The sequence below is a fragment of the Pseudonocardia kongjuensis genome, from assembly GCF_039526905.1.
Taxonomy (GTDB): Bacteria; Actinomycetota; Actinomycetes; order Mycobacteriales; family Pseudonocardiaceae; genus Pseudonocardia; species Pseudonocardia kongjuensis.
The window spans coordinates 50,117-72,816 of record NZ_BAAAJK010000003.1 but is presented as its reverse complement, the minus strand read 5'-3'; the positions used below and the strand labels follow the sequence as shown (position 1 = coordinate 72,816).

General features: G+C 75.8%; 22 protein-coding genes. 9 read left to right on the top strand and 13 right to left on the bottom strand.

Annotated elements, in window-relative coordinates; translation table 11 throughout:
- The first annotated feature begins 36 nt into the window (after positions 1-36).
- Complete coding sequence (locus tag ABD160_RS03390; RefSeq protein WP_344018123.1) at positions 37-489, top strand: SRPBCC family protein; 453 nt, start codon at positions 37-39, stop codon at positions 487-489.
- Here the strand turns inward: ABD160_RS03390 and ABD160_RS03385 are convergent.
- The 7 genes from ABD160_RS03385 to ABD160_RS03355 are packed head-to-tail and all read right to left on the bottom strand — an operon-like array spanning position 480 to position 7,207.
- Positions 480-2,069: a phytoene desaturase family protein gene (locus ABD160_RS03385; RefSeq protein WP_344018122.1), complete on the bottom strand. Its 1,590-nt coding sequence runs from the start codon at positions 2,067-2,069 to the stop codon at positions 480-482. The genes ABD160_RS03390 and ABD160_RS03385 overlap by 10 nt on opposite strands.
- A gap of 49 nt (positions 2,070-2,118) precedes the next feature.
- Complete coding sequence (locus tag ABD160_RS03380; protein ID WP_344018121.1) at positions 2,119-2,835, bottom strand: RibD family protein; 717 nt, start codon at positions 2,833-2,835, stop codon at positions 2,119-2,121.
- Entirely contained in the window at positions 2,832-3,758 is a 927-nt protein-coding gene (locus ABD160_RS03375) for a lysylphosphatidylglycerol synthase transmembrane domain-containing protein (protein WP_344018120.1), read from the bottom strand. Before ABD160_RS03375 ends, ABD160_RS03380 begins: the two co-directional genes overlap by 4 nt.
- On the bottom strand, positions 3,755-4,849 hold the full coding sequence (locus ABD160_RS03370; RefSeq protein ID WP_344018118.1) for a glycosyltransferase family 4 protein: 1,095 nt from the start codon (positions 4,847-4,849) through the stop codon (positions 3,755-3,757). Before ABD160_RS03370 ends, ABD160_RS03375 begins: the two co-directional genes overlap by 4 nt.
- On the bottom strand, positions 4,846-5,244 hold the full coding sequence (locus ABD160_RS03365; protein WP_344018117.1) for a 6-pyruvoyl trahydropterin synthase family protein: 399 nt from the start codon (positions 5,242-5,244) through the stop codon (positions 4,846-4,848). The genes ABD160_RS03370 and ABD160_RS03365 overlap by 4 nt, the downstream gene beginning before the upstream one ends.
- A 9-nt stretch (positions 5,245-5,253) precedes the next feature.
- On the bottom strand, positions 5,254-6,258 hold the full coding sequence (locus ABD160_RS03360; protein WP_344018115.1) for a zinc-dependent alcohol dehydrogenase: 1,005 nt from the start codon (positions 6,256-6,258) through the stop codon (positions 5,254-5,256).
- 37 nt (positions 6,259-6,295) lie between these two features.
- A complete protein-coding gene (locus ABD160_RS03355) occupies positions 6,296-7,207 on the bottom strand; it encodes a LysR family transcriptional regulator (protein WP_344018114.1) in 912 nt (303 codons plus the stop codon).
- Positions 7,208-7,291: 84 nt separating this feature from the next.
- Between ABD160_RS03355 and ABD160_RS03350 the strand changes: the two genes are divergently transcribed.
- The 3 genes from ABD160_RS03350 (at position 7,292) to ABD160_RS03340 (ending at position 10,476) form a co-directional block, all read left to right on the top strand.
- Entirely contained in the window at positions 7,292-8,116 is an 825-nt protein-coding gene (locus ABD160_RS03350; RefSeq protein WP_344018113.1) for an SDR family NAD(P)-dependent oxidoreductase, read from the top strand.
- 76 nt (positions 8,117-8,192) lie between these two features.
- On the top strand, positions 8,193-9,794 hold the full coding sequence (locus ABD160_RS03345; RefSeq protein WP_344018112.1) for an MFS transporter: 1,602 nt from the start codon (positions 8,193-8,195) through the stop codon (positions 9,792-9,794).
- Positions 9,795-9,906: 112 nt separating this feature from the next.
- A complete protein-coding gene (locus ABD160_RS03340; protein WP_344018372.1) occupies positions 9,907-10,476 on the top strand; it encodes a TetR/AcrR family transcriptional regulator in 570 nt (189 codons plus the stop codon).
- 112 nt (positions 10,477-10,588) lie between these two features.
- On the opposite strand, the gene ABD160_RS03335 is transcribed toward ABD160_RS03340, so the two are convergent.
- The 3 genes from ABD160_RS03335 to ABD160_RS03325 all read right to left on the bottom strand — a co-directional run bounded on the left by ABD160_RS03335 (position 10,589) and on the right by ABD160_RS03325 (position 13,612).
- The gene (locus ABD160_RS03335; RefSeq protein WP_344018111.1) at positions 10,589-11,461 is read right to left on the bottom strand and encodes an alpha/beta fold hydrolase; all 873 of its coding nucleotides are present in this window, start codon (positions 11,459-11,461) and stop codon (positions 10,589-10,591) included.
- Positions 11,462-11,516: 55 nt separating this feature from the next.
- Positions 11,517-12,266, bottom strand: a complete 750-nt coding sequence (locus tag ABD160_RS03330; protein ID WP_344018109.1) for an SDR family NAD(P)-dependent oxidoreductase — start codon at positions 12,264-12,266, stop codon at positions 11,517-11,519.
- Between the two features lie 128 nt (positions 12,267-12,394).
- On the bottom strand, positions 12,395-13,612 hold the full coding sequence (locus ABD160_RS03325; RefSeq protein WP_344018108.1) for a PucR family transcriptional regulator: 1,218 nt from the start codon (positions 13,610-13,612) through the stop codon (positions 12,395-12,397).
- Between the two features lie 144 nt (positions 13,613-13,756).
- Between ABD160_RS03325 and ABD160_RS03320 the strand changes: the two genes are divergently transcribed.
- The 4 genes from ABD160_RS03320 to ABD160_RS03305 are packed head-to-tail and all read left to right on the top strand — an operon-like array spanning position 13,757 to position 18,199.
- Positions 13,757-14,938, top strand: coding sequence for a thiolase domain-containing protein (locus ABD160_RS03320; RefSeq protein WP_344018106.1), 1,182 nt, complete (start codon positions 13,757-13,759; stop codon positions 14,936-14,938).
- Entirely contained in the window at positions 14,935-16,542 is a 1,608-nt protein-coding gene (locus ABD160_RS03315; RefSeq protein ID WP_344018105.1) for an AMP-binding protein, read from the top strand. Before ABD160_RS03320 ends, ABD160_RS03315 begins: the two co-directional genes overlap by 4 nt.
- Positions 16,539-17,399: a PCC domain-containing protein gene (locus ABD160_RS03310; RefSeq protein ID WP_344018103.1), complete on the top strand. Its 861-nt coding sequence runs from the start codon at positions 16,539-16,541 to the stop codon at positions 17,397-17,399. Before ABD160_RS03315 ends, ABD160_RS03310 begins: the two co-directional genes overlap by 4 nt.
- The gene (locus tag ABD160_RS03305; RefSeq protein ID WP_344018101.1) at positions 17,396-18,199 is read left to right on the top strand and encodes an SDR family NAD(P)-dependent oxidoreductase; all 804 of its coding nucleotides are present in this window, start codon (positions 17,396-17,398) and stop codon (positions 18,197-18,199) included. Before ABD160_RS03310 ends, ABD160_RS03305 begins: the two co-directional genes overlap by 4 nt.
- A gap of 48 nt (positions 18,200-18,247) precedes the next feature.
- Here the strand turns inward: ABD160_RS03305 and ABD160_RS03300 are convergent, their stop codons facing one another.
- Together ABD160_RS03300 and ABD160_RS03295 are read right to left on the bottom strand one after the other, a co-directional pair.
- Positions 18,248-19,114: an LLM class F420-dependent oxidoreductase gene (locus ABD160_RS03300; RefSeq protein ID WP_344018100.1), complete on the bottom strand. Its 867-nt coding sequence runs from the start codon at positions 19,112-19,114 to the stop codon at positions 18,248-18,250.
- Between the two features lie 26 nt (positions 19,115-19,140).
- On the bottom strand, positions 19,141-19,884 hold the full coding sequence (locus ABD160_RS03295) for a glucose 1-dehydrogenase (protein WP_344018099.1): 744 nt from the start codon (positions 19,882-19,884) through the stop codon (positions 19,141-19,143).
- Positions 19,885-19,976: 92 nt separating this feature from the next.
- On the opposite strand from ABD160_RS03295, the gene ABD160_RS03290 reads away from it, so the two are divergent.
- Entirely contained in the window at positions 19,977-20,585 is a 609-nt protein-coding gene (locus tag ABD160_RS03290; protein WP_344018098.1) for a TetR/AcrR family transcriptional regulator, read from the top strand.
- A 63-nt stretch (positions 20,586-20,648) separates the two neighbouring features.
- On the opposite strand, the gene zwf is transcribed toward ABD160_RS03290, so the two are convergent.
- Positions 20,649-22,145, bottom strand: coding sequence for a glucose-6-phosphate dehydrogenase (gene zwf / locus ABD160_RS03285; RefSeq protein WP_344018097.1), 1,497 nt, complete (start codon positions 22,143-22,145; stop codon positions 20,649-20,651).
- Positions 22,146-22,700: the final 555 nt, after the last annotated feature.

Genomic DNA, 22,700 nt, shown 5'->3' with positions numbered 1-22,700 from the left:
GGCGGTGCGGGTCCGCACGACGAGAGGAGCCGGGACGTGATCGAGGTACGACGCAGGCTGGGGGCGACGCCGGGGCAGGTCGACGCCGTGCTGGCGGACGGCTGGACCTACGGGCTGTGGGTGGTGGGCGCCGTGCACATCCGGGAGGTGTCGGAGGACTGGCCGAAGCCCGGTGCCCGGATCCGGCACAGCATCGGCGCCTGGCCGCTGATGATCGAGGACCGGACCTACGTCGAGGAGTACGAGCCGGGGCGGCTGCTGCAGCTGCGCGCGCACGCCGGCCCGGCCGGGACCGCCCGGGTCCGGCTGGAGTGGGAGCCCGACGGCGACGGCAGCACGGTGCGGATGTCCGAGGACGCGATCGCCGGGCCGGGCCGGCTGGTACCGCCGCCGGTGCGCGCGCCGCTGCTGCGGCTGCGCAACGGGGAGAGCCTGGCCCGGCTCGCCGCGATCGCCCGGGGCCGGCCCGAGCAGCCGGATCAGGCGTAGAGCCGCCGGTGCGCGAACCGGACCGCCCCGCGGTAGAGCGGGCCGGTCCGGCCGGTCGCGGCGAGCGCGGCCCGGGCGGCGTTCCCGCCCGGCCCGCCGTGCACGGCGCCGCCGGGATGCGCCGACGCGCCGGACAGGAACAGCCGGTCGATCGGGGTGTCGGCCCGGCCGAGCCCGGGGACCGGCCGGAACACCAGCTGCTGGTGCGGGGCGCAGGTGCCGCCGGTGATCGCGCCGTCGACCAGGTTGGCGTCCTGGGCCTCCAGGTCCGCGGGCCCGGCGACGGCGCGGGCCCGGATCAGCGACCGGAACCCGGGCGCGTGCGCCTCCACGACCTGCTCCATCCGGTCCGCCCAGCGCAGCACGTCGTCGGTCCCCCAGCCCAGGCCGCGCGGCACGTGGGTGTAGGTCCACGCCGACTCGGTGCCGGGCGGTGAGCGGTCCGGATCGGCCGTCGTCATCTGGCCGAACAGCAGGAACGGGTCCTCGGGCAGCCGGCCGGAGGTGAGATCGGCGGCGTAGCGGCGCAGGCCGTCGACGTCCGCGCCGAGGTGCACGGTGCCCGCCGAGCGGGCGCCGGGCGCCGCCCACGGGACCGGCCCGTCCAGCGCCCAGTCCAGCTTGACGGTGGAGAAGTCCCAGTGGAACCGGTCGAGATCGGCGACGAACCGGGCGGGCAGGTGCTCCTCGCCGACCAGGTCCCGGTACAGCCGGGGCGCGTCGACGTCGGCCAGCACGGCGCGCCGGGCGGCGATCCGGTTCCCGGCGGCGTCCGCCACCCCGGTGGCGCGGCCCCGGTGCACCAGCACCGAGCTGATCGGCCGGCCGCACTCGACGCGCCCGCCGCGGGTCGCCAGCCGGGCGACGAGCGCGTCGGTCAGTGCGCCCGAGCCGCCGACCGGCACCGGGAACCCGATCTGCTGGCCGAGCATGGTGAGCAGCCACCCGTAGGCGGCGCTGGCCGCCGAGTCCGGGCCGAGATCGGTGTGCAGCGCGTTGCCGGCCAGCAGCAGCGCCGCCGCCGAGCCGCCGAACCGCTCGCGGGCCATCCGGTCCACCGGCTGCACCAGCATCCGGGCCAGCCGCAGCGCGTCCCCGGCGCCGAGGGTGCGCAGCAGCCGCCCGGCCGCGCGCACCGGCGGGAACGGGCGCAGCGCCGCCTCCAGCACGTCGCCGCCGATCCGGTCCCAGTCGGCGGCCAGCGCCCGCCAGGCGTCGCCGTCACCGGGATGGTCGGCGTCCAGCGCGGCGGCGGTGTCGTCGACCGAGCGGTGCAGCACCGCGCAGCGGCCGTCCAGGGTGGGATGGGCGACCACGGCCGGGGCGTGCCGCCAGCGCAGTCCGTGCGCCGGCAGGTCCAGGTCGCGCAGCACCGGGGAGGCCGCGCCCATCGGGTGGAAGGCGCTGGCCAGGTCGTTCACGAAGCCGGGCGCGGTGATCTCGGCGGAGCGCACCGCGCCGCCGGGGGTGTCCGCCGCCTCGCAGACCAGCACCTCCCATCCGGCGTCGGCCAGCAGGTTCGCCGCGACCAGGCCGTTGTGGCCCGCCCCGATCACGACGGCGTCGACACGTTCGGTCATCCGATCCACGCCGGGCGCGTACCCGCCGGAGCCGTGGTCATGCGGCCGGTCACCCGAGTACGTCGTAGGCGACGAGCACGTCGTCCTCGACCGAGTGCAGGCAGGCGCGGCGCAGCGCGATCCCGTCGGCGACCCGGTTCACCCCGAGGTCCCCGACGGCCTCCACCCCGGTGCCGATGATCCGCGGCGCGATCCCGACGACGACCCGGTCGACCAGGCCGGCGGCGAGCAGCGCGGTCAGCAGCCGGGCGCCGCCCTCGACCATCACCGAGCGGATCCCGTCGGCGTGCAGCACGGCCAGCGCGGCCGGCAGGTCGACGCCGCCGGGTGCGGCCGGGACCTCCCGGATCCCGGCGCCGGCCCGGCCGATCCGGTCCCGGTCGGCGTCCGAGGCGCGGTTCGTGGTGATCAGCACGGTGTCCGGCGGCCCGGTGAGCAGCTGCGCCCCGGACGGGGTGCGCAGCGTGCTGTCGATGACCACCCGCAGCGGGGACGCGCCCGGCACCAGCCGCACGTCGAGCCGCGGATCGTCGCGCACCGCCGTCCCGGAGCCGACCACGACGGCGTCGCAGCGGGCCCGCACGGCGTGCGAGACGGCCCGCTCGGGCTCGCAGCTGATCCACTTGGAGTCGCCGCCGACGGCGGCGATCCGGCCGTCCAGGGTCTGCGCGTACTTGAGGACGACGTGCGGGCGGTCCGGGTGCGTGCGGAACGCCCCGACCAGCTCGGCGGCCACGGACTCGGCGGTGGTGGCGGTACCGGTCATGGTGCCCTCCGGTCGGGGACGGTGTCGGTGCGCAGCACAGCATGACCCCGCCACGATCGGGTGAGCGTGAGCGCGCCGGGCAGGGAGCCGACCAGGCTCAGCAGGCCGAACAGCACCGCGGTGGCGAACCCGGCGGCCGGGTCCAGCGCGGCCGCGCCGAACATCCCGGCGGTGACGCCCTCGCGGGGGCCCCAGCCGCCGACGTTGAGCGGGATCGCCATCGCGAGCAGGCCGAACACCAGCAGCGGCAGCAGCACCGGGAGCGGGGCGTCCACCCCGGCGGTGCGGGCGGCGACGACGAACAGCGCCAGGTGGCAGCCGAGCCCGGTCAGCGACAGGATCACCACGGCCGGGCCGCGGTCGCGGGACAGCAGGACGACGCGGACGTCGTCCAGCCAGCCGCGCAGGCCCGGCTGCGCGCCCGGCCCGGTCCGGGTCCGGTACAGCACGGCGACGACCGCGGCGAGCAGCACCGGCACCAGCAGCGCACTCGGATGGCCGGTGACGACGGCGAGCAGGGCCAGGCAGCCCAGCAGCACCACGACCTGGCCGCCGGCCCGCTCCAGCACGACGGCGCGGAAACCGGCCCGGCCGCCCGCGGTGGGCAGGCCGTGCGCGACGGCCCGGTGCGCGTCGCCGAGCATCCCGGCGGGCAGCACCGAGTTGAGCAGCTGCGCCCGGTAGGTGTCGGCGACGGCGGTGCCCAGCGGCACCGGTGCGCCGATCCCGCGGGCCACCACGTACCAGCGCAGCGCGGTGCAGACGGTCGCGGCGAGGCCGAGCAGCAGCGCCACCGCGAGCACCGCGGGGGTGAGCGAGCGCAGCCCGTGCAGCAGCTCGGCGGTGCCGAGCTGGGTGGCGAGCAGGGCGAGCAGGGCGAGGGTGACCGCGATCCGCAGCAGCACGCCGGCGGCGGCGCTCATCGCAGCGCCGCCGGCCGGTGGGCGGTGAGCGCCGCGTGCACCGCGGCGACGGTGTCGTCCCAGCGGGGCAGGGTGTCCCGGCGGGCACGGGCGAGCCCGCGGGCCCGCTCCCGCAGGTCCGGATCGGTCAGCCAGCGGCGCAGCGCGGCGGTCAGCCCGGCCGGATCGCCCGGCGGCACCAGCAGCTCCGGTGCCGCGGCCGTGCCGAGCGCGTCCGGCAGACCGCCGGTGCGGCTGGCGAGCACCGGGATCCCGCGGGCCAGTGCCTCGGTCACCACCATCCCGTAGGACTCCACCCGGGACGGCGCGACGAGCAGATCGGCGACCGCGTACTCGGCGTCCAGCGCGGCCCCGGCGCGGGCCCCGGCGAGGGTGATCCGGCCGTCCAGGCCGCGCTCGCCGAGCGTGCGGCGCAGCGCGGCGCCGAACCCGGGCTGCCGCCGTTCGGGGCCGACGATCCGGCACCGCCAGTCGTGCCCGCGCACCTCGGTGAGCGCGTCGACGAGCAGGTCGTGGCCCTTGGTGGGGCCGAGCGAGCCGACGCTGAGCAGGCCGCCCGCGCCGTCGGTGCCCGGCGCGAGCTCGGCCGGGTCGGTGCCCGGGACGGCGACGTGCACCGTCGCCGGATCGAGCCCGTGCCGCCCGGCGAGCCGGTCCGCGGTCCACCGGCTGGTCGCGATGACCGCCCGGGCCGCGCGCAGCACCTGCGCCTCCCGCTCCGGGAGCCCGGCGGGGGAGCCCGGTTCCTCGCCGAGCGGGAGATGGACGAGCACGACGACGTCGAGCCGCGCGGCCTGCGGCAGCACGACGGCGGGCGCCGCGCAGCCGACCAGGCCGTCGAGCAGCACGGTGGCGCCGTCCGGCAGCGCGGCCAGCTCGCGGGCCAGCCGGGCGGAGCTGGCCGGCCCGGGCTCCGGCCAGTCGCCGGGCAGCGTCAGCTGGTGCACCGGCCGCCCGGCCCGGCGCAGGCCGTCGCGGACCCGCCGGTCGTAGGCGTTGCCGCCACTCGGCCGCAGCGGGTCGTCGACGTCGCCGGGGACCAGCAGGTGCACCGGGTCCGCGCTGCCCAACCTCCCGGGGCCCGCCGTCACAGGTCCCGCTCGTAGGCGGCCGATGCCACGTGCGACTCGCCCAGCGAGACGGCCAGCCCGGCCAGCCCGCGCGCACCCTCGCCGAGCGCGCCGGCGTGCACCCGCTCGGCGAGCCGGTCGGCGACCACCTTCGCCAGGAACTCGGTGGAGGTGTTGACGCCGGCGAACGCGGGCTCCTCGTCCAGGTTGCGGTAGTCGAGCTCGCCCAGGATCGCCTTCAGCTCCTCGGTGGCCCGGCCGATGTCGACGACGATGCCGTCGTCGTCGAGCTCGCGGCGGCGGAACGTCGCGTCCACCACGTAGGTGGCGCCGTGCAGCCGCTGTGCGGGTCCGAACACCTCTCCACGGAAGCTGTGCGCGATCATGAAATGGTCACGGACGGTGATGCTGAACATGCAGTCTCCTCACGGGGATGTCGGGGGCTCCCCGTAGTCCACACGGATGGCGAGCGCGTCCTGTTCACCGCCCGCCACGATCCGGTCCAGTGCGGCGGGAAGATTCTCGAACCGGACACCGCCGGTGACGAGGCCGTCGAAGACCGGATCGGCGAGCAGCCCGAGCGCGACGGCCAGGCGGTCGGCGTGGCTGCGCCGCCCGCGCCGGGCGGGGGCGACGGCGCCGACCTGGCTGGAGCGGATCGCCAGGCGGCGCGAGTGGAAGTCCGAGCCGAGCGCGACGGTGACCGGGCGGTCGCCGTACCAGCTCAGTTCCAGCACCGTGGCCTCGTCGGCGAGCAGTTCCAGCGAGCGGCTCAGGCCGTCGCCGGTGCCGCTGGTGTGCACGACCAGATCGCGGCCGGTGCGGGCGTCGGCGGGCAGTGCGAACCCGGCGCCGAGCCGCTCGGCGATCGGTGAGCGGGACGGCTGGACATCCACGATCTCGACGTCGACGCCGGGGAAGCGGGCCAGCAGCGCGGCGACGGCGCAGCCGACCGGGCCGGCCCCGACCACGCTGACCCGGTCGCCGATCAGCGGCGCCGCGTCCCACAGCGCGTTCACCGCGGTCTCCACGGTGCCGGCCAGCACCGCGCGGCCGGCGGGCACGTCGTCCGGGACCGGCACCACCGCCGTGGCCGGGACGACGTAGCGGGTCTGGTGCGGGTAGAGGCAGAACACGGTGCGGCCGAGCAGCCCGGGCGGGCCCTGCTCGACGACGCCGACGTTGAGGTACCCGTACTTCACCGGGCCGGGGAACGTGCCCTCCTGGAACGGGGCGCGCATCCGGTCGTACTCGGCGGGCGGGACCCCGCCGCGGTGCACCAGTCCCTCGGTGCCGCGGCTGATCCCGGTGTGCAGGGTGCGGACGACGACGTCGTCCGGTCCGGGGTCGGGCAGCTCGACGTCGCGGATCTCGCCGCGGCCGGGTTCGACCAGCCAGTAGGCCCGGTCGGGCGTCTGTCGTCGGGTCACCCGGTCACGGTATGTCGGGAACGTCCGGTCGGCGCGGTCACCGGGGCAGCAGCCGGGCGGCCTCCGCGTGCACCGTCCTGACCAGCGCGGCGGCCGCCCCGGACGGCGACGGTGCGGTCACCACCCGCAGCGACCGGTCCGGTACCCCGGCCGGGTCGTGCACCGGCAGCCAGCGCACGTCGTGCGGGACCGAGTCGGCGGCCAGGCCGGGGACCAGGGTGATGCCCAAGCCGGCCGCGACCAGCCCGAACCGGGTCGCCCAGTGCCGCACCTCGGGCCCGGTGCGCGGCCGCTCCAGTCCCGGCCACGGCCCGAACTGCGGCTCCCCGGCGGGCCCGGTGCCGACCACCCAGGTCTCACCGGCGAGCTCCGCGACGTCGACCACGTCGTGCCCGGCCAGCCGGTGGTCGGCGGCGACCGCGATGCCCGGCCCGCGCGGCACCTGCACCGGTTCGTGGTGCAGGCCGTCGAGGTCCACCTCCGGCAGGCCCTCGCCGCGCGCGATCAACGCGACCTCGATCCGGCCGGCCCGCAGCCTGCGCAGCTGCACCGGGGTGGCGGCCTCCTGCAGGTCGACCCGCAGCTGCGGGTTGCGGGCCGCGAGCCGGGCGATCGCCCGGGGCAGCAGCACCGCGGCCGCGGTCGGGAACGCCGCGGCCACCAGCCGCCCGGCCAGCCGGTCCCGGACGCCGGCGAGCTCGGCCAGCGCGCCGTCCAGCTCGCCGAGCACCCGATCGGCCCGGCGGACCAGCACCTCGCCCGCCGCGGTCGGCCGCACCCCGCGCGGCAGCCGCTCGAACAGCGCCCCGCCCGCGGCCGCCTCCGTCGACGCGACCTGCCGGGACACCGCGGACTGGGTGTAGCCCAGCGCCGTCGCCGCCCCGCTGAACGAGCCCTGCCGGGCGACCTCGCGCAGCACCCGCAACCCGACCAGCGTCAGCTCCGCCATGCGTCGATCGTATGCGTTCTGCGCATGGCTGTCGTGCAGAACAGTCGCTTGTCGCATGGCTCGGGCGCTTGCAGGCTGGATCCCATGAACACCGACACGCACACGACCTGGTTCCTCACCGGCGCGTCCCGCGGCTTCGGCCGGCTGTGGGCCGAGGCGGCGCTGCGCCGCGGCGACCGGGTGGTCGCCACCGCCCGCGACGTCGGCACCCTCGACGACCTGGCCGCCACGTACGGCGACGCGTTCCTCCCGCTCCCGCTCGACGTCACCGACCGGGACGCGGTGTTCGACACCGTCCGGCGGGCGGCCGAGCACTTCGGCCGGATCGACGTCGTGGTCAACAACGCCGGCTACGGGCACTTCGGCGCCGTCGAGGAGCTGACCGAATCGGACATCCGCGCCCAGCTGGAGACGAACTTCTTCGGCGCGCTGTGGGTGCTCCAGGCCACCCTGCCGGTGCTGCGCGCGCAGGGCTCCGGGCACCTGCTGACCGTGACCAGCGAGGGCGGCGTCCGGGCGTTCCCGGGGATCGGGGCCTACCACGCGTCGAAGTGGGCGGTGGAGGGTCTGGTCCAGTCGCTGGTCCAGGAGATCGAGGGATCCGGGATCCGGGTGACCAACATCGAGCCCGGCCCGTACGAGACCGGCTGGCTGGAGATCGGCGCCCGGCGCAGCGCCCCGCTGCCGGCCTACGAGCACCTGCGGTCCGATCCGGTGGCGTTCGAGATCGGCGACCCGGCGGCGACGGTGCCCGCGCTGTTCGCGGTGGTCGACGCCGACGATCCGCCGCTGCGGGTCTTCTTCGGCCGGTCCTTCGAGCCGGTCCGCGAGCAGTACCTGGCCCAGCTCGCGGAGTGGGAGCGCTGGCAGGACGTGGCGCTCGCCGCGTTCGGCACCGCCGGGAGGTGACCCGCGGCGGTGGCTCCAGCAAGTAGAACGATGGTACAACTAGTACGATCGTTCAAGCTTATGGCTGGAGCCCCGCGTGCCACCACCACCCGCCGTCGTCCGGGCCGGTCCCCGTCAGTGGATCGGATTGGCCGTGCTCGCGCTGCCCACCGCGTTGCTCGGGCTGGACGTCACCGTGCTGTACCTGGCACTCCCGGAGCTGTCGCTGGATCTGCGGCCCAGCAGCGTCCAGGCGCTGTGGATCATGGACGTGTACGGGTTCATGATCGCCGGACTGCTGATCACGATGGGCACCCTCGGGGACCGCACCGGGCGGCGCCGGCTGCTGATGATCGGGCTCGTCGCGTTCGGCGCCGCCTCGGTCGCCGCGGCGTTCGCGACCTCCGCGGAGATGCTGATCGCCGCCCGCGCCGCGCTCGGCGTCGCCGGTGCGACGCTGATGCCCTCGACGCTCGCACTGATCGGGAACATGTTCACCGACGTGCGGCAGCGCGGCCTGGCGATCGGCGTCTGGGCGACCATGTTCGCGCTCGGGATGGCGCTCGGGCCGCTGGCCGGTGGCCTGCTGCTGGAGCGCTTCTGGTGGGGGTCGGTGTTCCTGCTCGCGATCCCGGTCGTGGTGGTCGTGCTGGTGGCGGCCCCGCTGCTGCTGCCGGAGTACCGCGATCCCGCCGCCGGACGCCTCGATCCCACCAGCGTCGCGTTGTCGCTGCTCGCGATCCTGCCGCTGGTCTACGCGGTCAAGCACGGGGCGGCGGCCGGCGTCGACGCCCGCACGGTGGCCGCGGCGACGGCGGGGACGCTGTTCGCGGTGCTGTTCGTCCGGCGGCAGGGCAGGCTGGACGATCCGCTGCTCGACCTGCGGCTGTTCCGGGTGCCCGCGTTCGGTGCCGCACTGCTGGTACTGCTCGTCGCGCTGGTCGGCGTGGGCGGCGCGATGTACCTGGTCACCCAGCACCTGCAGTTCGTGGAGGGGTACTCCCCGCTCACCGCGGGCCTGTGGATGGCGCCGCCGGCGCTCGCCATGTTCGTCGCGGCGATCGGCGCCCCGCTGCTGGCCCGGCGGATCCGGCCGGGCGTCGTCGTCGCCGCGACGCTGGCCGCCTCCGCGGTGGGCCACCTGCTGTTCGCCGCCGTCGACGGCCCGGGGAACACCGGCCTGGTGGTGTCCGCGTTCGCGCTGGTCTATCTCGGGCTCGGCGCGGTGGCCGCGCTCGGCACCGATCTGGTCGTCGGCAGCGCGCCGGCGCACCGGGCCGGATCGGCGGCGGCGATGTCGGAGACCGTGCAGGAGCTCGGCATCGCGGTCGGGGTGGCGGTGCTCGGCAGCGTCGCGAACGCCGTCTACCGCGCGACGCTGCCCGCCGCCGCCGGGCTGGACGGCGCTGCCGGGCTGGACGGCGCTGCCGGGCTGGACGGCGCCGCCGGGCTGGACGGCGCCGCTGGGCTGGACGGCGCTGCCGGGCTGGACGGCGACGCTGCGGCGAGCCTGGCCGGCGCGGTCGCCGCCGACCTGCCGCCGGCCGCCCTGGACGCCGCCCGCCACGCCCAGACCGCCGGGCTGGGCGTGGTCGGCGCCGCGACCGGGGTCGCCGTCGCCACGCTCGCCCTCCTCGCCCTCCTGACGCTGCGCCGGGTCGCCCCGGCCGGCCGTCCCGAACCGTCGAGATGCAGCTGAGCGTTCCGGAAAGATCGACTATTCGCGCTGGTGCGCATCTCGCCGGGGCGGCGGGGCCCGGCCGATAGCGTGGGGCGCGCCGAGGAGAGGGGGTTGCGTGCCGGGCACCGAGATGCCGTCCGACGGGCGCCGCGCGCGTGGGGAGCGCCGCCGCGCCGAGCTGATCGCGGCGACCCTGCGGGTGGTCGCGCGGGACGGCGCCGCCGGCGTCACGCACCGCAGCGTCGCCCGCGAGGCGGGCACCCCGACCAGCCTCGCCACCTACTACTTCGCCACCCTCGACGACCTGCTGGTCGCCGCGCTGACCGAGGTCGGCCGGGACTACGAGCGGATCCTGCGGGCGGCGCTGGACTCCGGCGCGGACCCGCTGACCGGACTCGCCCGGCTGCTCGCCGACTCCGGCACCGAGGCGGGCCGCGGCCGCGCGCTGGCCGAGCGCGAGCTGTCCACACTGGCCGCCCGGCGCCCGGCGCTGCGCGGGCTCGCGCACGGCTGGCGGGCGCTCGTCGCCGAGATCGCCCGCACCCGCACCGACGACCCGCACGCCGCCACCGCGCTGATCGCGACCGCCGACGGGCTGTGCGCCTCGATCCTGCTCGACGACGAGCCGCCCGATCCGGAGCGGTTGCGCGCCGTCCTGGAACGCGCGCTGGGCGCACCCCCGCCGCGCCCGGACGCCTGATCCGGCCGGGACCCGGACCCGACCGGGACCTGCCCGGGACCCGGGCCCGGACGAGAGCCGCCCGGGCGCCGGCCGGGAGCCGCCCGGGAGCCGGACGGGAGCCGGCGGGGAGTCAGACGGGGCTCGGCGCGGCTGCCCCGCGCGGCGCGGGCAGCGCGTCGAGGAACCCGATCAGCGCCTCGGCGAACGGCCCGGGCTGCTCGAAGAACGGGAAGTGCCCGCCGCCCTCGGCCCGGGTGAACACCCGCAGCCGGGCGCCCGGGATGCGGTCCCGGATCCACTCCTGCGACACCGGCGCGACGTGGCTGACCTCGCCGCCGATCACCAGGGTCGGCACGTCGATCGACGGCAGCACGTCCCGCCAGTCCTGCATGACGTGGTCGATCAGCAGCCGGGCGCCGAACGGCGCCGGGAACTTGAGGTTCTCGGCGTAGAGCCAGGCCAGGTCGTCGGCGGAGATGTCGGGGGTCAGCATCGAGACCAGGAACGCGTGCCGCACGCTGTCCGAGTCCGGACCGAGCAGGCCCTTCGCGAACTCCTCGGCGCCGGCGAAGCCGAGGATCGCACCCGCCTCGGTGCCCTCCTCCGGGGTCATCCACGGCAGCACCGTGCAGGCGCTGGGCTGGTCGATCGCGATCAACGAGTCGACCCGGCCGCTGCCGTGGTTGTCCAGGTAGCTCCACAGCACCGAGCAGCCCATCGAGTGCCCGGCCAGGTCGGCGGACGCGACGCCGAGGTGGTCGAGCAGCTCGTGCAGGTCCTGGGCGAGCCGGGCCATCCGGGCGCCGCGGGCGGGCTTGCCGGACTCGCCGTGCGCGCGCTGGTCGTAGCTGATCACCCGGTAGTGCTGCGCCAGCGCCGGGATCACCCGGTCGTACATCGCCCGGGACTGCGACCACCCGTGCAGCAGCACCAGGGTGCGGGGTCCGGAACCCTCGTCGCGGTAGTCCAGGTCGCAGCCGTCGGACGTGGTGAAGGTGCTCATGGGATGTGCCTCTCTCGGCGTCGTTGCCCGATCTCAGTTGCCCGTGCCCGGCCGTTCAGGCGCGGACGAGCCCGCCGTCGACGTCGACGACGGTGCCGTTCACGTAGCCGGCGCCCGGGCTCGCCAGCCAGGCCACGGCGTCCGCGACCTCGTCCGGCAGGCCCATCCGGCCCAGCGGGATCTCACTCGTGTCGTAGTGCTGCCCGACGGTCATCGCGGTCTCGATCGGCCCGGGTGCGACGACGTTCGCGGTGACGCCGGTGTGCCGCGCCTCGCGCGCGATCCACCGGGTCAGGTTGATGACGCCGGCCTTCGCCGCGGCGTAGCCGGGCCCGGAGCGGCCGGGCCGGCCGTCGACGGAGGCCGGGCCGGTGCCGCCGGTCTTCCCGGAGATCGACGCGACGTTCACCAGCCGCCCGCCGCCGGCCGCCTGCATGTGCGGGAACACCGCCGCCTGGCAGACCAGGAAGGTGCCGAGCAGGTTGGAGCTGACGTCGGCCATGAACTCGTCGGGGGTGGTCGCGGCGAACGACGTCCGGCGGCCGGTCCCGGCGCAGTTGACGACGACGTCGAGCCGGCCGAGCTCGGCGACCACCCGGTCCACGCTCTCCCGGACCGCGGCCTGCTCGGCGACGTCGAGCGCCAGGTCGAGCGCGGTCGCCGGCTCGCCGGCGGCGGTCACGTCGAACCCGGCGACGGTGAACCCGTCCTTGGTGAGCCGGGCGGCGACGGCGGATCCGATGCCGCCCCGGGAGCCGGTCACGATCGCGACCGGGACGGACGGGCCGGGCTGCGCTGCACTCATCAGGGGCGGTTCCTCACCGGGTCGGCTGCACTGCTGGTGCCGAGTGTGAGAGCGGTCACCGGAGCAGTTCGACCGCCACCGGTAGCGAACCGGCGGCGGCTGTTCATCGTTCTGTCGGAAACCGCAGCTCAGGCCCGTGGGGCGAGCGCTTCGATGCGCAACTGCAGGTGCAGGGCGAACCGGTCGTCGCCGGAGTCCAGGTCGTAGCCGGTGAGCTCGCGGATCTGGTTGAGCCGGTAGTAGAGCGACGTCCGGTGCAGGTTCAGGGCGCGCGCGGTGCGCGGGGCGGAGCCGGCGTGCTCCAGGTAGGCGCGCAGCGTCTCGCGCAGCCGGGGGCCGGCGTCGTGCGCGTCGAGCGCCTGCAGGGCGCGCGCGGCCGGGGCGCCGGGGGGCAGGTCGTCGGGCAGCGAGAGCAGCGGGGCGTCACCGCCCAGCTCGTCCCAGGCCGCGACGCCGTCGAGCGCGGGCAGCCGGCGCGCCGCCCGGACCGCGACGACCGCCTGCCGGTGTGCCGTCCGGACCCGGGCCAGCGCGGTGACCGGCGAGCCGATCCCGGCGACGATCCCGGCCTGCGGGCCGAGTGCGCGGACCAGCCCGTGCCGGATGCGGCCGGCGGTCTCCCGCAGCGCGCCGGTCGCCGGCGCGGACGGCCGGTGCTGCACGAGCTCGATCCGGCTGCCGGTGACCAGCCCGAGGCCGGGCGTCCGGCCGGCCGCCTCGACCGTGGAGCGGGCGTGCCGCAGCGCGAGCTCGAGCTGGGCGTCGGAGTGCCGCATGCTGGTCACCTCGACGACCATCGCGACCAGCTGCGCCCGGTCAGGGAAGCCGCTGTCGCGCAGCGTCTCCACCGCGGCCTCGCGGTCGCCGTCGTCGGCGCCGAACAGGCCGCGCAGGGCCCGGTCGCGCTCGCCGCGCCGGGCGTCGGCGACCTGGGCCCTGGCCGCGAGCAGGTCCGCGACCGCGTGCGCGCAGTCGTCGATCGCGGCCTTCTCGGTGCCGGTGAGCGTCTGCCCGGCGTCGATCACCATGATCGTCCCGAGGAACCCGCCGTCGGCGCGCAGCGGGACGCACCAGCGGGGCAGCAGGCCCAGCGCCGGTGCCCCGGGCAGCCGGCCGGCGCCGGGCCAGTGCGGGATGTCCTGGTCGAGCACGTGCGCGGTCACCTCGGCGCCGATCTCGTGCTGCAGCACGGCGCGGATGCGGACCGGGTCCTCGTCCTCGAAGTGGCGGCTGCCGTAGATCTGGCGGACCAGCGGGTCGTTCACGACCACCGAGCGGCCGAGCAGCTCGGCCAGCTCGTCGACGAGCAGCCGGATGTCGTCCGCCTCGCCGCCCCACGCCGTCATGTGTCCATTGCACCAGCACTTTTCGACAGAACGAGAACCGGGCACCGGGTTTTCGCGTCGTCCCGAGGTTCCGTCCCGGGCGGCCCCGTCGCCACCATCGGGACAGGGTCGCAGCAGGGCCCGTCCGCGCGACGGAGGTCGACGATGACAGCGCAGATCGCAGGAGCGCAGCTGACCGGCTGGGCGCACACCCCGTTCGGCAGGCTCGCCGCGCCCGGGGTGGAGGAGCTCGCCGCCGAGGTGGCGTCGGCGGCGCTCGCCGACGCCGGGATCGACGCCTCGGCGATCGACCTGATCAGCGTCGGCGTGTTCGGGGCCGGGCTGGGCAGGCAGAGCTTCCACGCCGCGCTCGTCGGCGCCGGGACCCCGGAGCTGGCCGCGATCCCCGCGGTGCGCACCGAGAACGCCTGCGCCACCGGCAGCGCGGCGCTGTTCACCGCGCTGGACGCGGTGGAGTCCGGCCGGGCCAGGGCGGCACTCGTCGTCGGCGCGGAGAAGATGACCTCCACCCCGGGCGACGAGATCGGCGCGGCGCTGCTGAGCGCGGGCCACCTGCGGACCGAGGAGCACCACGGCAGCTTCGCCGCGATCTTCGCGGAGCTGGCCCGCCGGTACGCCGCGCGGTACGGCGACCAGCGGCGGGCGCTCGCCCGGATCGCCGCGAAGAACCACGCCAACGCGGTGCACAACCCGTACGCGCACGTCCGCCGCGACCTGGGCGTCGAGTTCTGCTCGGTCGCCTCCGAGCGGAACCCGGTCGTCGCGGACCCGCTGCTGCGCACCGACTGCTCGATGGTGTCCGACGGGGCCGCGGCCGTCGTCGTCGCCGGGCCGGACGTCGCCCGCGCCGCCCGCCGCTCGGTGCGCTGGCTGGGCCGGGCCCAGGCCAACGACGCGATGGCGATCGACGCCCGCACCGACGCGCTCGAGTTCGACGGCGCCCGCCGCGCCTTCCACGCCGCGCTCGCCGAGGCCGGCGTCGGTCCGGCCGACCTGGACCTGCTGGAGACCCACGACTGCTTCACCCAGGCCGAGCTGCTGCAGTACGAGGCGTTCGGGCTGGCCCCGCCCGGCAAGGGCGGCACGCTGCTGGAGGACGGCTACACCGAGCGCGACGGCGTGCTGCCGGTCAACGTCTCCGGCGGGCTCAAGGCCAAGGGGCACCCGATCGGCGCGACCGGGGTGTCCCAGCACGTGATGGCCGCGATGCAGCTCGTCGGCGAGGCCGGGGACATGCAGCTGCCCCGGGTCGGCCGGGCCGCGGTGTTCAACATGGGCGGGGTGGCGGTCGCCAACTACGCCTCGGTGCTGGAGGCCGCCCGGTGACCGGGCCGGGGCCGTACCGGCGGGCGGTGAACCTGGCGACGCTGCTCACCCAGACCGCGCGGCGGCTGCCCGAAGCCGACGCCGTCGTGCGCGGTGCGCACCGGATCTCCTGGTCCACACTGGACGCCGCGGTGAGTGCGCTGGCGGCCGCGCTGACCGCCCGCGGCCTGCGCCCCGGCGACTGCGTGCTGGTGCACAGCGCCAACGAGATCGAGCTGGTGCAGACCCTGTTCGCGGTGTGGCGGGCCGGCGGCGTCGTCGCACCGACCAACGCCCGGCTGACCCCGGCCGACGTCGCCGTGATCGCCCGGGTCTGCCGGCCGGCGCTGGTGGTCTGCCACGACGCCGACCGCGCGCACGCCGCAGCCGTCGCCGAGGCCGTCGGCCCGCTGCGCGGCGCACCGCTGTGGATCGCCGGGACCGGCCCGGACGCGGTCGCGACGGTGGCCCCGCTGGACGGCACCGGCGCACCGGTGCCGGACGCGCCCGTCCGGAACGGGGACCCGGCCTGGTACTTCTTCACCTCCGGGACCAGCGGCAGCCCCAAGTGCGCGGTGCTCACCCACGACCAGATGGGCTTCGTGGTCACCAACCACATCGCCGACCTGATGCCCGGACTGTCCGCGGACGACGCCTCGCTGGTGCTCGCGCCGCTGTCGCACGGCGCCGGCGTGCACCTGCTCCCGCAGGTCGCGCGGGGCGCCCGCTCGGTGCTCACCACCGCACCCGGGCTCGACCCGGCCGAGGCGTGGGAGCTGGTGGAACGCGAGCGGATCTCCAACATGTTCACCGTCCCGACGATCCTGAAGAAGCTCGCCGAGCACCCGGACGCCCGCACCCGCGACCACACCGCCCTGCGGCACGTCGTCTACGCCGGCGCGCCGATGTACGCGGCCGACCAGGCGCACGCCCGCGCCGTGCTCGGCGACGTGCTGGTGCAGTACTACGGCCTCGGCGAGGTCACCGGGAACATCACCGTCCTCGGCCCGGACGAGCACGACCGGCCCGGCCCGGACGGCGTCGAGTTCGGCACCTGCGGCCGGGTCCGCACCGGCATGGCGGTGGTGCTGCGCCGCCCGGACGGCACCGAGACCGCGCCGGGCGAGCCCGGCGAGGTCTGCGTCGCCGGTCCCGCGGTCTGCCACGGCTACCTGGGCAACGACGAGGCGAACGCCGCCGCCTTCCGGGACGGCTGGTTCCACACCGGCGACATCGGCGTGTTCGACGAGCACGGCTACCTGTTCCTCACCGGCCGGATCTCCGACATGTACATCTCCGGCGGGTCCAACGTGCACCCGCGCGACGTCGAGGAGAAGCTCGTCGCCCATCCCGGCGTCGGCGAGGTCGCGGTGCTCGGCATGCCGCACCCGTCCTGGGGTGAGGTGGGGGTCGCGGTCTGGGTGCCCGCCGACGGCCACGAGCCCGGCGAGTCCGAGCTGCGCGAGTGGCTGGAACCGCGGATCGCCCGGTACAAGCTGCCCCGGCACTACGTCCGCTGGCCGGAGCTGCCCCGCTCCGGCTACGGCAAGATCGTCAAGCGGACGATCCGGGAGCGGCTGGTCGACCAGGGCTGGACCGACGGCGCACCGGGGGGCCGGTCGTGACCGCGCCCGCCCCGCTGCGCCATCCCGGCCCGGCCGCCGCCGAGCGGATCGCCGCGGTGCCGGCCCGGACCCGCGCGGTCGCCGTCGACCTCCCGGCCGGGGCCGGGCTGGCCGCGGCGCTGCAGGACGCGGTGCACCGCCTGGGCGTCACGGCGGCCCAGGTCGAGCTGGTCGGCGGGACGCTCGGCGAGGTGTCCTACTGCATCCCGGCGTACTGCACCGACGGCAGCCGCGCGGCGCACTACAGCGCGACCCGCACCTCGGCCGGTCCGGTAGCCGTCGTCGCCGGGGCGGCCGGGACCTGGACCCGCGACGGCGCCCCGTTCACGCACGCCCACCTGGCCTGGATCGACCGGTCGGGGGCCCTGCTCGGCGGGCACCTCTGGCCCGCGACGACGGTCGGCGCGACCGGCGTGCAGGCGCTGGTGTTCCCGCTGGCCGGGGTGCGCAACGAGAGCGCGGAGGACCCGGAGACGCTGCTCCCGGTCTTCACCCCGCGACCCGCCGCCGGGACCGCGGACGGGGCGCGGGCGGTCACCGCGCGGGTGCGGCCCGGCGAGGACCTGCTGGTGGCCGCCACCCGGATCTGCGCCGACGCCGGCTTCCGGCGGGCCCTGCTGCGCGGCACCCTCGGCAGCCTGGTCGGCCCGGTGTTCCCGGGGGCGGCCCGGGTGCCCGCCGGGCCGTGCACCGAGGTGATCTCGGTGCGCGGCGTCGTCGGGCCGGACGCCGGGGCCGGTGAGCTGCACGCGCTCGCCGTCGACTCCGACGGCGTCGTGCACGGCGGGGTGATCGACCCGGCGGCGAGCCCGGTGGCGGTCACCGTCGAGCTGCTGCTGGTCGAGGCGGACCGGTGACCCGGCTGGCGGGGCGGGTGGCGATCGTGTTCGGCGGCGGCCGGGCCGCGGCGCAGCCGCCCGCCGGGGTCGCGGCGATCGGGCACACCACGGCGCTGACGTTCGCCCGGCACGGCGCCCGGGTCGCCGTCGTCGACCGGGATCCGTGCGCCGCCGAGCGCACCGCCGACGACGTGCTCCGGGCCGGCGGCGACGCGCTCGCGCTCGACGCCGACGTCACCGACCCGGAGCAGGTCGCCGCCGCCGTCGCCGAGACGGTCGGCGAGTTCGGCGGCATCGACATCGTGCACAACAACGTCGGAGCCACCCTGCTCGGCGGTCCGGAGGACATCACGCTCGACCAGTGGCGCAGCGCGATCGCGGTCAACCTGGACAGCGTGTTCGTCTGCTGCCGGGAGACGCTGCCGCAGCTGATCGCCCGCGGCGGCGGCGCCATCGTCACCGTCTCGTCGCTGGCGTCGATCCGCTGGACCGGCTACCCGTACCCGGCCTACGCGGCGGCGAAGGCCGGGGTGAACCAGCTGACCCGCACCCTCGCCGTGCAGTACGCGGACCGCGGGATCCGGGCCAACGCGATCCTCGCCGGGCTGGTCGACACCCCGCTCGTCTACCGCGAGCTCGCCGGTGACCGGACCGCCGAGGAGGTGCGGGCGGCCCGGGACGCCCTCAGCCCGACCGGCCGGATGGGCCGCGCCGCCGACGTGGCGAACGCGGCCCTGTTCCTGGCCTCCGACGAGTCCGCCTACGTCAACGGCTGCCTGCTGCCGGTGGACGGGGGACTGCACGCGCGGTCCGGCTAGCGGCTCAGCGCCCGGCCCGGGTGCGGTGGAGCCGCCGCGCCGGCAGGCTCAGCCCAGCTCGCCCGCCGCGGCCCCGACGACGTCGACGATCCGCCCCGGCTCCGGGATCCGCCGGGCGAACACGTACACCGTGCTGAACCCCAGCTCGCGCTGCGCCGACGCGGCCCGGACCACGTCGTCGGCGGTGGTGTCCGGGTCGATCCCGATCATCGCGGTCTTCTCGATGTCGTCGTAGTCGCGCCCGACCGCGTCGCAGTGCGCCCGCAGCACGTCGAGCTTGCGGGCCGACTCCGGCGTCGCGGCGATGTTGCAGGCGTCGGCGTACTGCGCGACCAGCCGCAGCGTGCGCTTCTCGCCGGATCCGCCGATCAGCAGGTACGGGTGCGGCCGCTGCAGGGCCTGCGGCACGTTCAGGGTGCGGCCGAGCCGGTAGTGCTCGCCGGTGAACGGATCGTCGGAGTCCGACCACATCTGCAGGCAGATCCGGATCGCCTCCTCGAGCCGTTCGAACCGCTCCCGGGTCGGCGGGAAGCCGAAGCCCAGTCCTGCGGACTCGTCGGCGGCCCAGGCGGCACCGATGCCCAGTCCGGCGCGGCCGCCGGACAGCACGTCCAGGGTGGAGATCTGCTTCGCGACCAGGGCCGGCTCCCGGTAGGTGACGCCGGTGACGAGCGTGTGCAGTCGCACCCGCTCGGTGGCCGCCGCGAGGAAGCCGAGCGTGGTGTACGCCTCCAGCATGTCGTTCTCGAACGGGCCGAGGCCGACGTCGCCGCCGAGCTGCCAGAAGTGGTCCATCACGGTGATCCGGCTGACGCCCGCGGCCTCCGCGTCCCGGGCGTGCCGGGCGAGCGCGGGGCCGAGCGCCGCGGCGCCGCCGTTCCAGGTGAAGTCGGCGATGTGCAGTCCGAGTTCCATACGGTCTCCTGTTCTCGTCGTCCGGGTCAGAGCTGCTTCTCGCCGCCGTCGACGTAGAGGTTCGCGCCGAGCACGAAGCTGCTCTGCGCGGACGCGAGGAAGGCGACGGCGTCGGCGACCTCGTCGGCGGTGCCGGCGCGGCCGAGCGGCACCTTCGCCGCGAAGCCGGCCCGCGCCTGCTCGGCGCGCTCCGCGCCGACCAGCTCGGCGACCGCCGGGGTGTCGATGGTGCCCGGGGAGACGGCGTTGACCCGGATGCCGCGGCCCTTCAGCTCGTTCGCCCAGGTGCGGACGAAGGAGCGCAGGGCGGCCTTGCTGGCGGCATAGGTGCCGAACGTCTCGACGCCGTCGTCGGCCCGGGTCGAGGAGTTCACGATCACCGAGGCGCCGTCGTTGAGCAGTGGCAGCGCCTTCTGCACGGTGAACAGCGTGCCGCGCACGTTGACGTCGAAGATCCGGTCGACGTGCTCCTCGGTGATCTCGCCGAGCGGGAGGAACTCCGCCGTCCCGGCGTTCGCGAACACGACGTCCAGGCCGTCGCCCCGCTCCCGGACCGCGGCGTAGAGCCGGTCGAGATGGTCCAGGTCGGCGACGTCGCCCGGCACCCCGGTGGCCGGGCCGATCGTCTCGACGGCCGCGTCCAGCTCGGCCTCGTTCCTGCCGGTGACGAACACGTGCGCGCCCTCGGCGGCGAACCGCCGGGCGGCCGCCAGGCCGATCCCGCTGCTGCCGCCGGTCACCACGGCCGTCCGGCCCTCGAGCTGTCCCATGCCACCCTCTCCCGCTGCTTCAGTACCGACTGGTACTGAAATGACCGTAGCACTTCGGTACCGGCTGATACAGAACGAGTAGTCTGGGTGCCGTGACCGGTGCGAAGAAGGCCCCCGTCGGCCGGCCCCGCGGGTTCGACGCCGACGAGGCGCTCGAACGTGCGCTGCTCGTGTTCTGGGAGAAGGGCTACGAGGGCGCCGGCCTCGCCGACCTGACCGCGGCCATGGGCATCACCCGGACCAGCATGTACGCGGCCTTCGGCAACAAGGAGCAGCTGTTCCGCAGGGCCCTGGACCGCTACACCGAGGGGCCCGCGTCGTACGGGGAGCTGGCGCTGACCGAGCCCACCGCGCAGGCGGTGGCGACGGCGTTCCTGAACGGCTCGGTCCGGACCACCACCCGTCCCGACGCACCGGCCGGCTGCCTGGGTGTCCAGGGCTCGCTGGTGTCCGGCGAGGCGGGCCGCCCGATCCACGACGCGCTGGTCGAGTGGCGCACCGCCGCCGAGGTGCGGCTCGCGGAGCGCTTCCGGCGGGCGGTCGACGAGGGCGACCTGCCCGCGGGCGCGGACCCGCGGCGGCTCGCCCGCTACGTCATGACCGTGGCGAACGGGATCGCCGTGCAGGCGGCGGGCGGGGCGTCGCGGGCGGAGCTGCAGGAGGTCGCCGACACCGCGCTGCGGAACTGGCCGCCGGTCTGACCGCGGGGTGATCCCGACGTCACGCAGCCGGCACCGGGCCGACCGGGACGGGCCCGGTACCCGCTACTTCGTCTCGCGCCAGGCCCGCTCGAACGGCAGCCGCCACATGTTCGGCGCGATGAGCTGGTGGATCGAGTTGGGCCCCCAGGTGCCCGGCGGGTAGCGCTTGACGACGGGCGGGTCGTCCAGCAGCGGCTGCGACCGCTCCCACAGGGACTCGATGCCCTCGGCGGTGGTGAACAGGGTGTGGTCGCCGCGCATCGCGTCGAGGATCAGCCGCTCGTAGGCCTCCAGGACGTCGCCCGCGGTCTCGGTCTCCTGGGTGGAGAACTGCATCGACAGCTTCTCCAGCCGCATGCCCGGCCCGGGCCGCTTCCCGTAGAACGACAGCGACACCCGCGACGAGTCGGCGAGGTCGAACGTGAGGTGGTCCGGCCCGGCCTCCCCGACGCCCGAGCCCTGCGGGAACATCGTCCGCGGGGCCTCCTTGAAGGCGATCGAGATGATCCGCTGGCCCTCCGCCATGCGCTTGCCGGTGCGGAGGTAGAACGGCACCCCGGCCCAGCGCCAGTTGTCCAGGCCCACGCGCAGCGCGATGAAGGTCTCCGTGTCGGAGTCGGGCGACACGCCGCGCTCCTCGCGGTAGCCGCCGTACTGGCCGCGGACGACCTCGTGCGGGTGGATGGGCAGCATCGAGCGGAAGACCTTGTTCTTCTCCTCGCTGATGGCGCGCGGCTCCAGGGCCGTCGGCGGTTCCATCGCGACGAACGCCATCACCTGCATGAGGTGGGTGACGACCATGTCCTTGTACGCGCCGGTGGACTCGTAGAAGTCCGCGCGCTGGTCGAGACCGAGCTTCTCGGGGATGTCGATCTGGACGTGGTCGATGAAGTTGCGGTTCCAGATCGGCTCGAACAGGCCGTTGGCGAAGCGAAACGCGAGGATGTTCTGCGCGGCCTCCTTGCCGAGGAAGTGGTCGATGCGGAAGACCTGCGACTCGTCGAACACCTCGTGGACGTGGTCGTTGAGCTCGATGGCGCTGCGCAGGTCGTGGCCGAACGGCTTCTCCATGACGACCCGGGAGCGGTCCACCAGGTCAGCTTCGTGCAGCATCGTGATCACGTTCTGCGCGGCCTTCGGGGGGACGGACAGGTAGTGCAGCCGGCGCGCCCCCTCCCCGAGCTCCGCCTCGGCGGTGGCGACCGCCGCGGCGAGGCCCTCGGGGCCCGCGCCGGTGCCGACGTAGCTGAGCCGCTGGGCGAACCGGGCCCAGGCCTCGTCGGTCAGCTTGTGGACGCCGAAGTCGTGCATGGCGCTCTTGGCGAGATCGCGGAACTCCTCGACGGGCATGTCCTCCATCGCGGTGCCGACGATGCGCACGTCGGGAGCCAGCGACGACTCGGCGAGGTAGGCCAGACCCGGGAGGAGCTTGCGCTTGGCCAGGTCACCGGTGGCCCCGAACAGCACGATCACGTGCGGGGCGGTCGGCTCGGCGTTGCGTCGCCGGGGGCGGGAGGCGGGTGACGGATAGGCGATGGTCTGCGCCGTTCGCAGGGACACCGATCTTCTCCTCGAACCGTTGGGGGGTCTGTCCGGAGTCCCGCACACGCGCCGGGCGGAGGCGTCAACCTAGCACGGGCGAACTCGACCGGGAAGCGAATGGCCGGTTCGTCGGGCATTGTCCGGCGACCTTTCGGGTCCCCGTTTCCGGAATCGTGTCGCGGAACGCGCGGAATGCCCTGCGGTCCACGATGGCCGGTCGTGTCCCGGGAGGACGGGCGTTCCGGCTCGGCAGCACCTGCGCCGGTGCCACGGGGGCCGGTCCTGCCCGGGCCCGGTCCGACGGATGTGCTGGTGGGGGGCATGATCGGGCGCGGCGCGCCGCAGCCGGCGGGGCGGCGGGCGGCCGGGCGTCCGGCGGTGGCCCGGACCGTTCCGGTCGGCGATCGCGGCCCGGTCCCGGCCCGGGATCGACCGTGTCGATACGGACGGGACCCGTCGATCCGGTCGATTTCACCGGGTGTCCGGACGGGCGCGCGGTCCCGATGCCGGGAATGCTTTCCGGCGACGCGATTCTTCCGGTCCGGCGGCGGCGCGGCCGACGTCGCGCCGTGG

What these genes read in the sequence shown, in the direction of transcription:
- ABD160_RS03330 (WP_344018109.1), bottom strand. Translation starts at nt 12,266, where the DNA reads ATGAGTGCAGCGCAGCCCGGCCCGTCCGTCCCGGTCGCGATCGTGACC.
- ABD160_RS03295 (WP_344018099.1), bottom strand. Translation starts at nt 19,884, where the DNA reads ATGGGACAGCTCGAGGGCCGGACGGCCGTGGTGACCGGCGGCAGCAGC.
- ABD160_RS03350 (WP_344018113.1), top strand. Translation starts at nt 7,292, where the DNA reads ATGAACACCGACACGCACACGACCTGGTTCCTCACCGGCGCGTCCCGC.
- ABD160_RS03325 (WP_344018108.1), bottom strand. Translation starts at nt 13,612, where the DNA reads ATGACGGCGTGGGGCGGCGAGGCGGACGACATCCGGCTGCTCGTCGAC.
- ABD160_RS03300 (WP_344018100.1), bottom strand. Translation starts at nt 19,114, where the DNA reads ATGGAACTCGGACTGCACATCGCCGACTTCACCTGGAACGGCGGCGCC.
- ABD160_RS03335 (WP_344018111.1), bottom strand. Translation starts at nt 11,461, where the DNA reads ATGAGCACCTTCACCACGTCCGACGGCTGCGACCTGGACTACCGCGAC.
- ABD160_RS03320 (WP_344018106.1), top strand. Translation starts at nt 13,757, where the DNA reads ATGACAGCGCAGATCGCAGGAGCGCAGCTGACCGGCTGGGCGCACACC.
- ABD160_RS03365 (WP_344018117.1), bottom strand. Translation starts at nt 5,244, where the DNA reads ATGTTCAGCATCACCGTCCGTGACCATTTCATGATCGCGCACAGCTTC.
- ABD160_RS03380 (WP_344018121.1), bottom strand. Translation starts at nt 2,835, where the DNA reads ATGACCGGTACCGCCACCACCGCCGAGTCCGTGGCCGCCGAGCTGGTC.
- ABD160_RS03340 (WP_344018372.1), top strand. Translation starts at nt 9,907, where the DNA reads ATGCCGTCCGACGGGCGCCGCGCGCGTGGGGAGCGCCGCCGCGCCGAG.
- ABD160_RS03375 (WP_344018120.1), bottom strand. Translation starts at nt 3,758, where the DNA reads ATGAGCGCCGCCGCCGGCGTGCTGCTGCGGATCGCGGTCACCCTCGCC.
- ABD160_RS03385 (WP_344018122.1), bottom strand. Translation starts at nt 2,069, where the DNA reads ATGACCGAACGTGTCGACGCCGTCGTGATCGGGGCGGGCCACAACGGC.
- ABD160_RS03355 (WP_344018114.1), bottom strand. Translation starts at nt 7,207, where the DNA reads ATGGCGGAGCTGACGCTGGTCGGGTTGCGGGTGCTGCGCGAGGTCGCC.